Origin of the sequence: Lysobacter spongiicola DSM 21749, assembly GCF_900167055.1 — a bacterium.
GTDB lineage: Bacteria > Pseudomonadota > Gammaproteobacteria > Xanthomonadales > Xanthomonadaceae > Novilysobacter > Novilysobacter spongiicola.
In genome coordinates, this window is the sequence record NZ_FUXP01000001.1 from 457,667 (window position 1) to 470,741 (window position 13,075).

Annotated in this window: 8 protein-coding genes; all 8 read right to left on the reverse strand. The window is 68.4% G+C overall.

What is annotated here, in order from left to right; genetic code table 11:
• Window positions 1-21: 21 nt before the first annotated feature.
• On the reverse strand, window positions 22-2,658 hold the full coding sequence (gene gyrA / locus B5D37_RS02135; protein WP_078757038.1) for a DNA gyrase subunit A: 2,637 nt from the start codon (window positions 2,656-2,658) through the stop codon (window positions 22-24).
• 201 nt (window positions 2,659-2,859) lie between these two features.
• Complete coding sequence (mtnA, locus tag B5D37_RS02140; protein WP_078757039.1) at window positions 2,860-3,918, reverse strand: S-methyl-5-thioribose-1-phosphate isomerase; 1,059 nt, start codon at window positions 3,916-3,918, stop codon at window positions 2,860-2,862.
• 127 nt (window positions 3,919-4,045) lie between these two features.
• Window positions 4,046-5,026: an EF-P lysine aminoacylase EpmA gene (epmA, locus tag B5D37_RS02145; RefSeq protein WP_078757040.1), complete on the reverse strand. Its 981-nt coding sequence runs from the start codon at window positions 5,024-5,026 to the stop codon at window positions 4,046-4,048.
• A gap of 139 nt (window positions 5,027-5,165) precedes the next feature.
• Window positions 5,166-7,535, reverse strand: coding sequence for an NAD-dependent DNA ligase LigA (gene ligA / locus B5D37_RS02150; RefSeq protein ID WP_078757041.1), 2,370 nt, complete (start codon window positions 7,533-7,535; stop codon window positions 5,166-5,168).
• Window positions 7,536-7,696: 161 nt separating this feature from the next.
• Entirely contained in the window at window positions 7,697-8,452 is a 756-nt protein-coding gene (gene zipA / locus B5D37_RS02155) for a cell division protein ZipA (RefSeq protein WP_078757042.1), read from the reverse strand.
• Window positions 8,453-8,488: 36 nt separating this feature from the next.
• Window positions 8,489-11,992 carry a chromosome segregation protein SMC gene (smc, locus tag B5D37_RS02160; protein ID WP_078757043.1) on the reverse strand — a complete coding sequence of 1,168 codons (3,504 nt, stop codon included), beginning with the start codon at window positions 11,990-11,992 and terminating at the stop codon, window positions 8,489-8,491.
• 160 nt (window positions 11,993-12,152) lie between these two features.
• Window positions 12,153-12,785, reverse strand: coding sequence for a uracil phosphoribosyltransferase (gene upp, locus B5D37_RS02165; RefSeq protein WP_078757044.1), 633 nt, complete (start codon window positions 12,783-12,785; stop codon window positions 12,153-12,155).
• Window positions 12,782-13,066: a BolA family protein gene (locus B5D37_RS02170; protein ID WP_143814128.1), complete on the reverse strand. Its 285-nt coding sequence runs from the start codon at window positions 13,064-13,066 to the stop codon at window positions 12,782-12,784. Before B5D37_RS02170 ends, upp begins: the two co-directional genes overlap by 4 nt.
• Between the last annotated feature and the right edge of the window lie 9 nt (window positions 13,067-13,075).

The following is a 13,075-nucleotide window of genomic DNA, read 5'->3' on the forward strand; positions in this document are numbered from 1 at the left end:
CCGGTGGACGGACGGTCCAGGCTACTGCGCGGGCTCCGGGGCCGGACCCTGCTCATCCTGCTGGACGATGGCGGGCGTCGTATCCGCTGCCACGCCGCCTTCCTCTTCGCCCTCGTCCGCGAGGTCGTCGTCCAGCGAAGCGTCCAGGCGCTCGACGGCCTGCAGGCTCTCGTCCGGCGCCAGCCGCATCAGGGTCACGCCCTGGGTGTTCCGGCTGACCTGCGAGATCTCCGAAGCGCGGGTGCGTACCAGCGTGCCGCCGTCGGAGATCAACAGCACTTCATGGTGCTCGCTGAGCTGGATGGCGCCCACCAGCGGGCCGTTGCGCTCGCTCGTCTTGATCGCCAGCACGCCCTGGGTGCCGCGACCCTTGCGCGGGTACTCCGCAAGCGGCGTGCGCTTGCCGTAACCACGCTGGCTGGCGGTGAGGATGTCGCCATCGCCCTCGACGGTGATCAGGCTCACCACGTGCTCACCCTCACCCAGGCGGATGCCGCGGACGCCGGTGGCGGTGCGGCCCATCGAGCGCACGGCCTCTTCGCTGAACCGCACGGCCTTGCCATTGCTGGCGAACAGCATGATGTCGCACTGGCCGTTGGTCACTTCGACGTTGACCAGCGCGTCATCCTCGTCCAGCTTGATCGCGATCTTGCCGCGCTGCAGGCGATAGGCGTATTCGGTCAGTGGCGTCTTCTTCACCGTTCCCTTGCGGGTGGCGAAGAATACGTACCGGTCCTCGGTGTACTCACGCACCGGCACCACGGCCTGGACCTGCTCCCCGGCTTCGAGCGGGATCCAGTTGATGATCGGCCTGCCGCGTGCATTGGGACCGGCATCGGGCAACTGGTGCACCGGCAGCCAGAACACGCGCCCGGCGCTGGTGAACGTCAGCAGCGTGTCGTGGGTGTTGACCAGCCACAGGCTGTCGATGAAATCCTCGTCCTTGGTGCTCGCGGCATTGCGACCACGGCCACCGCGCTTTTGAGCCCGATAGCTGCTGACCGGCTGGCGCTTGGCGTAGCCGGAGTGAGACAGGGTCACGACGACATCCTCCGGCGCGATGAGGTCGAGGATGTCGAGGTCTTCCTCGCTCTGCCGGATCTCGCTGCGACGCTCGTCGCCGAACTCTTCGCGCACGTTGCGCAGCTCGGTGCGGATGACGTCCAGCAGCACGTTAGGATCCTCCAGGATCTCGATCAGGCCCCGGATGACGTCCAGCAACTGCTTGTATTCGTCGGTGAGCTTTTCCTGCTCCAGCCCGGTCAGGCGGTGAAGGCGCATCTCCAGGATCTGCTGGGCCTGGTGCTCGGTGAGCTGGTAACGACCGTCCACCAGTCCCACGCCCCTGGGCAGGTCCTCCGGACGCGAAGCTTCGGCGCCGGCAGCTTCCAGCAGCGCGCCCACCAGCCCCGGCTCCCAGGTCTTGCCGAGCATGCGCTCGCGGGCTTCGTTCGGGTTCGCCGAGGTCTTGATCAGCTCGATCATCTCGTCGATGTTGGCCAGCGCGACCGTCAGGCCTTCCAGCACGTGGGCGCGCTGGCGCGCCTTGCGCAGGTCGAAGATGGTGCGGCGGGTGACGACCTCGCGGCGATGGCGCACGAACGCCTCGAGCACCTGCTTGATGTTCAGCAACTGCGGCCGGCCGTCCACCAGCGCCACCATGTTGATGCCGAACACCGATTCCATCTGGGTCTGCTGGTAGAGGTTGTTCAGCACGACTTCGGCCGAATCCCCGCGCTTGACCTCGATGTAGATGCGCATGCCGTCCTTGTCGGACTCGTCACGCAGCTCGCTGATGCCTTCGATCTTCTTTTCCTTCACCAGCTCGGCGATCTTCTCGATCAGCCGTGCCTTGTTCACCTGGTACGGGATCTCGGTGACGGCAATCGCCTCGCGGCCATTGTCGGCCACCTCGACCTCGGCCCGCGCGCGCATGCGCACCCGGCCGCGGCCGGTGTGGTACGCGCTGACGATGCCGGAGGTGCCGTTGATGATGCCGGCGGTCGGGAAGTCGGGGCCCGGCACGTACTCCATCAGCCCGTCGATGCTGATCTGCGGATCGTCGATCAGCGCGATGGTGGCATCGACGATCTCGGTCAGGTTGTGCGGCGGGATGTTGGTCGCCATGCCCACCGCGATGCCGGCGGAGCCGTTGATGAGCAGGTTCGGCACGCGCGTCGGCATGACCGACGGCTCAAGTTCCTTCTCGTCGTAGTTCGGCTGGAAATCGACGGTTTCCTTGTCGATGTCCGCCATCAGCTCGTGGGTGAGCTTGGACATTCGCGCTTCGGTGTAACGCATGGCCGCGGCGGAGTCGCCGTCGACCGAACCGAAGTTGCCCTGGCCGTCCACCAGCATGTAGCGCAGCGAGAACGGCTGCGCCATGCGCACCAGGGTGTCGTACACCGACTGGTCGCCGTGCGGATGGTACTTACCGATCACGTCACCGACGATTCGCGCGGATTTGTAGTAGGGCTTGTTGCTGTGGGCGCCCAGCTCGTTCATCGCGTACAGCACGCGGCGGTGCACCGGCTTGAGTCCGTCCCTCACGTCGGGGAGCGCGCGGCCCACGATCACGCTCATGGCGTAATCGAGGTAGCTGCGACGCATCTCGTCTTCGAGGTTGACCGGGATGATTTCCTTGGCGAGATCGGACATCGGGCTTCCGTTGTTTGCAGGTTCGACACCGCCGGGGCAAGGGACGGGACCGGCGCGCAAGCAGCGGCCTGCACGGGTCCGCCACGGCCTGCGCCGGACAGATGAAAACGACGTGAAATGATAGCACGAAACAGGGGCTGACGCGCCCCCGAATATCGCGCCGAATCAAGGACTTATCGTTGTTTTACCGCGACCCGGGGATTACCCGCCGAATGCGGCGCGCATTGCGGATTCATCCGGATGCTCGATGATGCCCCGCTCGGTCACGATCGCGTCGATGAGATCGTGCGGGGTGACGTCGAAGACCGGGTTCCAGGCGCCGATCTCCATGGCCGCGGTGCGCACGCTGCCGATGCCGAAAAGCTCACCCGGATCGCGCTCCTCGATGTGGATCGAGTCACCCGAAGGCGTCTCCATGTCCACTGTCGACGCCGGCGCGGCCACCATGAACTTCACTCCATGGTGCCGCGCGGCGATGGCGAGCTGGTAGGTGCCGATCTTGTTGGCGGTATCGCCGTTGGCGCAGATGCGGTCAGCGCCCACCACCACCCACTGCACCTTGCCCGACTTCATCAGGTGGGACGCCGCCGCATCGGCGATGAGCGTCGGTGCGATGCCGTCCTGCTGCAGTTCCCACACGGTCAGGCGGGCGCCCTGGAGCCAGGGCCGCGTCTCGCCCGCGAACACTTCGTTGATGCGGCCTTGCGCGACACCCGCACGGATCACGCCCAGCGCGGTGCCGAACCCCGCCGTGGCGAGCGAACCGGTGTTGCAGTGAGTGAGGACGTTGCTGCCGGGCTCGATCAGGGCCGCACCGAGGGCACCCATCCGGCGGTTGGCGGCAAGGTCTTCTTCCGAGATCAACCGCGCTTCGCGCTCCAGCACATCCCGCCAATCCGAGGACGCCGCCAGCAGCACCCGGCGCATACGCGCAAGCGCCCACGCCAGGTTGACCGCCGTCGGCCGGGCGGCGTTCAGGTGGGCGATCGCGGGCGCGAGCAACGCGGCCGCTTCGACACCGTCATCAGCCTCGACGTTCCGCGCCGCCAGCACCAGGCCCCAGGCGGCGGCGATGCCGATCGCCGGTGCCCCGCGGACGGTCAGCGCGCCGATCGCCTCGGCCACCGATTCACTGGTGGGACAGCGCACGTACTCGACCTCGAACGGCAGCTTGCGCTGGTCGAGCAGTTCCAGCGCATCGCCGGTCCAGCGGATGGGACGGATGCGGTCGTAGCGGTCGAAATCGAAGGTCTCGGTCATCCACCGATTCTAGACGAGGCGATGCATCGGGCAGCACTCGGTTTTGTAGGAGCGACGTAAGTCGCGACCGCCGGGCTCCGGAGAGGCCGGTCGCGACTTACGTCGCTCCTACAGAAGGTCGGTCCCTTTAGCTGCGGGCGAAGTCGAATGCGAGCACGTCGGCAATACGGTCGGTATCCAGCATCGCCATCAGCAGGCGATCGATACCCAGTGCTACGCCGGCACACTCCGGCAGGCCCGCGGAGAGCGCCGCCAACAGGCGCGCGTCACGTGGCGGCACGATGTCGCCGCGGCGCTCGCGCACGGTCCGGTCACGATCGAACCGCCCGCCCTGCTCGGCCGCGTCCGCCAGCTCGTGGTAGCCGTTGGCCAACTCCAGCGGCCCAAGATAAAGTTCGAACCGCTCGGCGACAGTGGTGCCGTCCGGTTCGTCGCGCAGGCGGGCCAGCGCGCACTGGGTGGCCGGCCAGTCGTGCACCGACAGCAGGTGATCGGTTCCGAAGGCGGGCTGCAGGCGGTGGGTCATCAACAGGTCCAGCCAGTCGTCGCGCACCAGCCCTTCCGGGTCGATGGCGACGTCGCCCAGCGCATTGCGCAACGCCTCGTCCGGGGCCAGGAATGGATCGAGCCCGAGGCGGTGGTGGTAGAGATCGCGGTAGCTGACCTGCACCAGAGGCACGTGCCGCCCGACCAGCGACAGCGCACGGTTGATCAGTTCCGCGGTCTCGCCCACCAGTTGCCGGTGGTCCCAACCCAGGCGATACCACTCGAGCATGGTGAACTCGGGGTTGTGGCGGCCGCCGGCCTCGCCGTCACGGAACACCCGGCCCAACTCGTAGCAATCGCCGAAGCCGGCGGCGAGCAGGCGCTTGAGCGGGTATTCGGGCGAGGTGCGCAGCCAGCGCGTACGCGGAGCTCCGTCGGTGCGACCACTGAACTGCAGCGCGAACGGCGCGATGTTCGGTTCGGTGTTCCCGGCCATCGACAGCACAGGGGTTTCGACCTCGGTCACGTGCCGCTGCGCGAAGAAGCTGCGGATGCTCGCATTCAGCGCTGCGCGCAGGCGCAGGGCGTCGAAGCTGGCGGAGGGCGTCCAGTCAGTGGTCATCGGCGCTTCCCGACTGTTGTTTTTGCTGGGTTCCGTGCGGTTGTAGGAGCGGCTTCAGCCGCGATCGGATGATCGGCCGCGCGTACCGGGTCCACGGTCGCGGCTGAAGCCGCTCCTACAGGGGTGGTGTCGTGGTCGGTCATTCGTGTCGGGCCAGGAATGCCAGCAGGCGCGCCTCGTCCCAGATATCCACGCCCAGCGACTCGGCCTTGGCCAGTTTCGACCCGGCGGCTTCGCCGGCAACGAGGAAGCTGGTCTTGCCGGACACACTGCCGGCCGCCTTGGCCCCCAGTGCTTCCAGCCGCGCCTTGGCGTCGTCGCGGGTCATGGAGGCCAGGGTGCCGGTCAGCACCACGGTCTGCCCCTCGAGCGGGCCGACCCGGACATCTTCGGCTCGCGGAATCCGCTCTTCCAGCCGCGCCAGCGCTTCGGACGAAGCGAGCAGCAGCTTCGCGTTCGCGGCACCCTGCAGCCACGCCGTCAGTGCCGAGGCAGTGTCCGCAGGCAGTCCGGCAGTGACGAACGCGTGCTCGGGTGCCGTCAGCAGCTTCTCGCCTTCGGGGAAGGCGGTGGCCAGTTGTTCCGCGCGGATCCGGGTGATCTTCGGGATCTCCAGGTCGACCAGCAGCGTCGCCATGCCGAGTTCCTCGCGCAGCTTCGCGGACGGTGCGTGGGCATCGGTGATCGTGACGCCGCGTGCGAGCAGGTCGTCGATCACCTGCTGGTTGCCGGGCTGGTCGAGGAAATGGCCGATCGCCCGTGCGACCTCGCCACCGATGTCCGGCACGCGCTTGAACATCGGCCACGGCAGCCGGCGGATCAGCTCCAGATCGCCAAACCACGAGGCCAGGGCCTTGGCCGTCGACTCGCCCACATGCTGGATGCCCAGCGCGTAGAGGAACCGCTCCAGCGTCGTGGCGCGGCTCCGGTCGATCGCCTCGATCAGGTTCTCCGCCCAGCGCGTGGCAATCTTGCCGGCCTTCGCGGTTTCAGGCGTGGACCCGTCCCGTTCATCCCCCAAGGGGACTTCCTTCGGGGCGTCAGCGCGTTGCTTCATCTCCAGCAGGTCGTCCAGCGTGAGCCGGTAGAGGTCCGCCGGGGAGTGCACGTAATCGAGGTCGGACAGTGCGGCGATGAAACGTTCTCCCAGGCCCTCGATATCCATGGCGCGGCGGGAGGCGAAGTGCCCGATGGCCTCCTTGCGCTGCGAGGCGCAGGTGAGTTCGCCGGAGCAGCGCCAGACGACCGCGCCCTCCTCGCGCACGATCTCCGAGCCGCACACGGGGCAGTGGCCGGGCATGCGCCATTCCGGCGCCCCCGGCCGGCGCTGGTCGGGCAGCACCCGCACCACTTCGGGGATGACGTCGCCGGCACGCCGCACCACCACGGTGTCGCCGACGCGCACGTCGAGCCGTGCCACCTGGTCGGCGTTGTGCAACGTCGCCCGGGTGACCGTGACGCCGCCCACGTGCACCGGCTGCATCAACACCCACGGAGTGACCGCGCCGGTGCGGCCGACATTCACCTCGATGGATTCGACGACGGTGGTCTGCTCCTGCGCCGGGAACTTGTGGGCGATCGCCCATCTCGGCGCGCGCGACACGAAACCCATCTCGCGCTGGCCCTCGTAGTCGTCGAGCTTGTAGACCACGCCATCGATGTCGAACGGCAGGCGGTCGCGGCATTCGCCGATGCGGCGGTAGTAGGCAAGCAGTCCCTCCAGGCCTTGCACCACCTCGCTCTGCGCGCTCACCGGCAGTCCCCATTCGCGCAGCTGCGCGAGCGTGGCCGAGTGGCTGTCCGGCAGCACGCCACCCTCGACCAGCCCAACGGCGTAGGCGTAGAACGCGAGCGGCCGGCGTGCGGTGACGCGCGGATCCAACTGGCGCAGCGATCCCGCAGCGCCGTTACGGGGGTTCGCCAGCACCTTGCCGCCTTCGGCAAGCGCACGTTCGTTGTATGCGCGGAAGCCCTCCAGCGGCATGTAGACCTCGCCGCGCACTTCCAGCACGTCCGGCCAACCGCTGCCCCGCAACTGCAGCGGGATCGCGCGGACGGTACGAAGATTGGCGGTGACGTCTTCGCCACTGGCGCCGTCGCCGCGGGTGGCGCCCTGGACGAAGCGGCCGGCTTCGTAGCGCAGGCTGATGGCCAGGCCGTCGAGCTTGGGCTCGGCCGAAAACACCGGGTCCGGACGATCGAGCTTCTGCTCGATGCGGCGCACGAAGTCCGCGACCTCCTCGTCGGCAAAGGCATTGCCCAGCGACAACATCGGGATCGCGTGGCGCACCTCGTCGAAGGCACCCGAAGGAGCCGCTCCCACGCGCTGGGTCGGGGAGTCCGGCGTCAGCAACTCGGGGTGGGCGGCTTCGAGTTCGTCCAGTTCGCGCAGCAGCCGGTCGTACTCGGCGTCGGGGATCGCCGGATCGTCGAGCACGTGGTAGCGGTGGTTGGCGTCCTCCAGCTGGCGACGCAGTTCGGCGATGCGGGTGGCGGGGTTGGTGGTCACGAGGGGTTGCCCGGCTGTCGCTGGCCCATGGAGCGGGCCATTGTAGGAGCGGCTTCAGCCGCGATCGGATGATGGTCCGCCGGCACCGGTTCCACGGTCGCGGCTGAAGCCGCTCCTACGACCGCAGGGAGTCCCGTGGGACAAAAGCCGGCGGTGGCTTCCTACCAGCGGCCCGGTTTGGTCAGCGGCGGGGCTTCACGCTGGCGGTCGTAGGCACGCAGCTCCTCGCGGATGTGGCCGATGCGCTGCCGACCCAGGGTATTGCGCTGCTCGTCCAGCACCAGCCCGCCCAGCAGCTCGGCCATGCGTTCGGCGGTGGGCAGCATGGTCTCCCAGGCGTTCAAAGCCGGCACCGGCGCCGGCAGGGTCAGGAAGAACGCGATCGCCGGGGTTTCCAGCTCCTGGATGTTGGCCATGTCGAAGCTGCCGGGCTTGACGATGTTGGCGACGCTGAACACCGGCCCCTGTTCGGGGTGGTGCTCGACCAGGCGGTGGAACACGCCCATGTGGCCGTAGACCAGGCCGGCCTTCTCGGCGGCGACCACGATATCCGGGCCGTGCAGTTTTTCACCGGCACGGGCGGCCAGGTACAGGGTCACGATCTTGTCGAACTCGTCGCTGGCGCGGCGGCCGAGTTCGCTGCTGGCGGAACCGGCGGAGGCGGAATCCAGCGTGCGGTCGAACAGCTCCAACTCGGCTTGCGTGGTGGCTTCACCGACCGGGCGGCCATCCTCGCCCAGTTCACCTTCGAGCTGCTCGCCCAGGGTCGGTTCGCGGCGCTGGTCGCGCGCACCGGCTTCGCGTGGCACGCGCTTGCCCTGCCCCGGCTTACGCGGCCGGCCGAAGAACACGATCGCGGCGATCAGCACCAGGCCGGCCAGCAGGATTCCGATCCGCAACAGGGTCATGTCCGACATCTTTGGGCTACTCCTCGCTCAGACGTTCGACGGTGGTCAGGCCGCACCGGCCAGGCGCGTCGCCTCGGCCAGGTCGACCGAGACCAGCCGGCTCACGCCGGGCTCGCGCATGGTCACGCCCGACAGCTGCTGCGCCACTTCCATCGTCGCCTTGTTGTGGGTGACGAACAGGAACTGTACCTGCTCGCTCATCTCGCTGACCATCGCCGCGAGCCGGCCGACGTTGGCATCGTCCAGCGGCGCATCCACCTCGTCGAGCAGGCAGAACGGTGCGGGGTTGAGCTGGAAGATCGCGAACACCAGCGCCACCGCCGTCATCGCCTTCTCGCCGCCCGACAGCAGCGAGATGTTGGACACGCGCTTGCCGGGCGGGCGCGCCATGATCGCCACGCCGGTGTCGAGCAGGTCCTCGCCGGTGAGTTCGAGATAGGCATGGCCGCCGCCGAACAGCCTTGGGTACAGCTGCTGCACGCCCGAATTGACCCGGTCGAAGGTGTCCTTGAAGCGGCCGCGGGTTTCCTTGTCGATGCGACGGATGGCGTCCTCCAGCGTCTCCAGCGCGGAGGTCAGGTCGGTGTCCTGCGCGTCCAGGTATTCCTTGCGCTGCGCCGCCTCGGCATGTTCGGCGATCGCCGCCAGGTTGACCGGTTCCAGCCTGCGCAGCTTGGCGTCGAAGTCATTGACGGCCTTTTCCCAGACCGCAGGCTCCATCTCGTCAGTGAGCGTGTTGACCACGTCCTGCAGCACGAAACCGGCTTCGGCCACGGCTTCGGCGAGTGCCTCGGCCTTGAGTACCAGCGCCTGCTGGTCGAGCCGTCGTTGGCCGATGCCCTCGCGCTGCGCCAGGGCCTGTTCGTCGCGTTGCTGGCGGACCTGCTCGAAGCGGCGCAGGTCGTTGTCAATGCCGTCCAATGCCGTGCGGGCCGCGGTCAGCTTCTGTTCGCTGAGTACGCGCTGCTCCAGTGCCGCCTGGCGCTGCTGATCGAGCTGCTCGACCGGGTCGTCGCCCTCGGCGAGCTGCGCAGACAGTTCGCCCAGGCGTGAATCGAGCTGGCCACGCTGGCCGCCCATGCGGTCAAGTGCCTGCGCCAGCGAAGCGACCTGCGCGCGCTGCGATTCCAGCGTCAGGGCCAGTGCGTGGGCGGCGTCGCGCGATTCACGGGCCATGCTGCGGGCCTGGTCGCGGGCTTCGGAAAGCTGCCGGCGCTCGGCGTCCAGCGCCTGCCGGGTGTCCTCCAGCTCGCCCATCCGGGCCACCGCTTCCTCCTGCCGCTGTCGGGCTTCGCGCGACTGCTCGCGGGCGGCCTCCAGCGTCTCGCCAAGTTGGGCAAGTTCGGCGTCGATTTTCTCGATGCGACCGCGGGCGGAGTCGAGGCGGCCCTGCTGGCTCTGCAGCTGGCCGGCCAGTTCGGACACGCTGCGGTGCGCCATGTAGAGCGTTCGCTGCGCATCCTCGCGCTGCTGTTCGGCAGCGAGCAGACGATCGCGAAGCTGGGTCAGGCGCGACTCCAGCTCCTGCTCGCGGGCCTGCAGGTCCTCGATGCCGGCACGCAGGTCCTTGATCTCGCGCTCCCGCAGCAGCGCGCCCTGCTGGGCCGCGCCGGACCGCACGACCTGCAGCCAGCCGGCGCCGAGGCGCTCGCCGTCGCGGGTGATGACTGATTCGCCCTCCCCGAGCTGCCCGATCATGCCGCGGGCGGCGGGCAGGTCCTCGGCCGCATGCAACTTCGACAGCAGGCGACGGATCGCCAGCGGACCACGCACCTTCGCCGCCAGTGAGGTGGCCGGGAAGTCGGCCGCCTCGTCGCTGGCATCGACCAGCGCCAGGCGCCCGTCGCCAAGGTCGCCAATGGCATCGACCAGCGTTTCCGGGGCATCGACCAGCACGCCCTCGATCAATTGGCCCAGTGCACCCTCGACGGCATTCTCCCAACCGCTGTCGACCACCAGCTTCTCGCCCACGCGCGCGGCGGAATCAAGGCCCCGCGCCTGCAGCCAACCCAGCGCGGCCCCCTGCTCCTGGCCCAGCGCCGCATGCTGCAGGGTTTCCAGCGAAGACAGCCGGCCGCGTGCAGCCTGCGCCTGCTTGCGCGCCTCGGCCAGTTCGGACTGGGTCGAGCGTTGCTGTTCCTGCAACTCGCCGAGTGCGGACTTGCGGGTCTCCAGCGTCTCGGTCAGGTTGTCCAGCGAGAGCTTCTGGGTTTCGTGCTGCTCCTGCAGCCCTTCGAACGCCTCCGCCAGGGCGTCCAGGTCCAGGCCCGTGCGCTCGGCGGTGAGGGCTTCGCGTCGGCGGTCGGCATCCATCGCCTGGCGGTCGAGGTGCTCGATGCGGGTGCGCTCGACGTCCGCCGCGCGTGCGGCCTCGGATTGGGCGCGGCTGTGGCCATCCCAGCGCTGCTGCCAGTCCTGCAGGCGCGCCTCCGCCTCGTGCAGCGTGTCCTGCCGCGCTTCGTCCTCGGCCCGCAACTGTTCCAGGCGCGGCTCGTCGCGTTCGATCGCCTCGTTGAGCGCGTCCAGCCGCGACTGGTCGCTGCCGATGTGCTGGGCGATCTCGGCCAGCTGGTTCTGCGCCTCGTCCCGTGCCTTTTGCAGGCGGGTCGCCATCTCGCGCTGGTGCTGGATCTGCTGTTCGATCCGGGCCAGCGCACCGCCGACCTCGTAGCTTTCCGCCTGCGCCTTGTTGAGTGCGGCGGCAGCCTCTTCGCGGCGGACGCGGCCGGTCTCCAGCTCGCGCTCGGCCTCGCGCTGCTCGGCGATCAGCTGCTGCAGACGGGTTTCCTGCTGGGCCAGCTTCTCGCGGTGCGTCTGCAGGCGGCGGTCCAGCGCGCGGTGCTCTAGCGCCTTCCATTCGGCGTCCTTGATCCGGCGTTCGGCCTGGATAGCCTGGTACTGCTCGGCCTGGCGGGCCTGGCGGGCGAGGTGGTCGAGCTGCTTGCCCACCTCCTCGCGCAGGTCGCTCAGGCGGTCCAGGTTCTCACGGGTGTGGCGGATGCGGGTCTCGGTCTCCTTGCGGCGCTCCTTGTACTTGGAGATACCGGCAGCCTCCTCCAGGTACACGCGCAGGTCCTCTGGGCGGGCCTCGATGATCTGGCTGATCATGCCCTGCTCGATGATCGAGTAGCTGCGCGGGCCGAGGCCGGTGCCCAGGAACAGGTCCGTGATGTCGCGGCGGCGGCACTTGCCGCCGTTGAGGTAGTACTGGCTCGCACCGTCGCGGCTGACCACGCGCTTGACAGAGATCTCGTTGAACGAAGCGTACTCGCCGGTGATGGTGTGGTCGGAGTTGTCGAACACCAGCTCGACCATCGCCTGCGAGACCGGCTTGCGGGCCGATGAGCCGGCAAAGATCACGTCCGTCAGCGAGTCACCGCGCAACCGGCTGGCCGAGCTCTCGCCCATCACCCAGCGCACCGCATCGATGATGTTGGACTTGCCGCAGCCATTGGGGCCCACCACGCCGGTCATGTTGGTCGGCAGGTGGAGCGTGGTCGGGTCGACGAAGGATTTGAAACCGGACAGCTTGATCGTGGACAGACGCATGCGTCGCGGGAACCTCTGGGCGCGGGGCGCCGCCGTTGGTGCAGGAAAGGATCAGGAAAACGTGCCAGGCCATTGATTCAACTAGGCGCGTACCTGCCGGAAAACCGGAGCCACAGGCGAGTATAGCGGCCGCTCCGGCACCCTCGCCGGACGTCCCCTGTCACCCGGCCCGGGTACCGAATATCTTGTCGCCCGCGTCGCCGAGGCCGGGCAGGATATAGCCGCGTTCGTCGAGCCGCTCGTCGATGGAGGCGGTGTAGATCTCGAGGTCCGGATGGACCGCCTCTACCGCCCGCAGCCCTTCCGGCGCGGCCACCAGGAACAGTCCCTTGATGCGGGTCGCGCCCGCGGCCTTGAGCATGTCGACCGTCGCGATCAGCGTTCCGCCGGTAGCCAGCATCGGATCGAGGATCAGCGCGATGCGGTCTTCCATGTTGCCGACCAGCTTCTCGTAGTAGGTCACCGCGCCGAGGGTGGCCTCGTCGCGCTGCAACCCCACCACGCCCACCTTGGCCGCCGGCAGCAGCTCCAGCACGCCCGGCAGCATGCCCAGCCCCGCCCGGAGGATCGGGACGAGCGTGATCTTGCGGCCCTTGATGCGTTCGATCGCGACGGGTCCCGCCCAGCCCTCGACCTGCACCGTCTCGGTCTCCAGGTCGGCGGTGGCCTCGTAGGTCAACAGCGTGGCTACTTCGGAGGCGAGCTCGCGGAAGGTCTTGGTGCTGTTGTCGCCCCGCCGCATGAGCCCGAGCTTGTGCTGTACCAGCGGATGGCGGACTTCGACGACCTTCATTGCCGTGCCGCCTCGTCCGGGGTGCGGGCGACGATCGCGAGCGCATGGATGTCGGTCTCCATCAGATTGCCGACCGCCGCATAGACCGCCCGGTGGCGGGCCAGCGGTGCCATGCCCTCGAACGCATCGCTGACCACCTCGACATTGAAGTGCCCGCGGCCGTCGCGCGCCCCGGCGTGCCCGGCGTGGCGGGCGCTGTCGTCCTCCACCCGCAGGGTGCGCGGCTTGAGCGCTTCGGCGATCGCCAGCTCGATCGCGGCCACCCGCTCCTCGCGCGGCATCGGGCCACC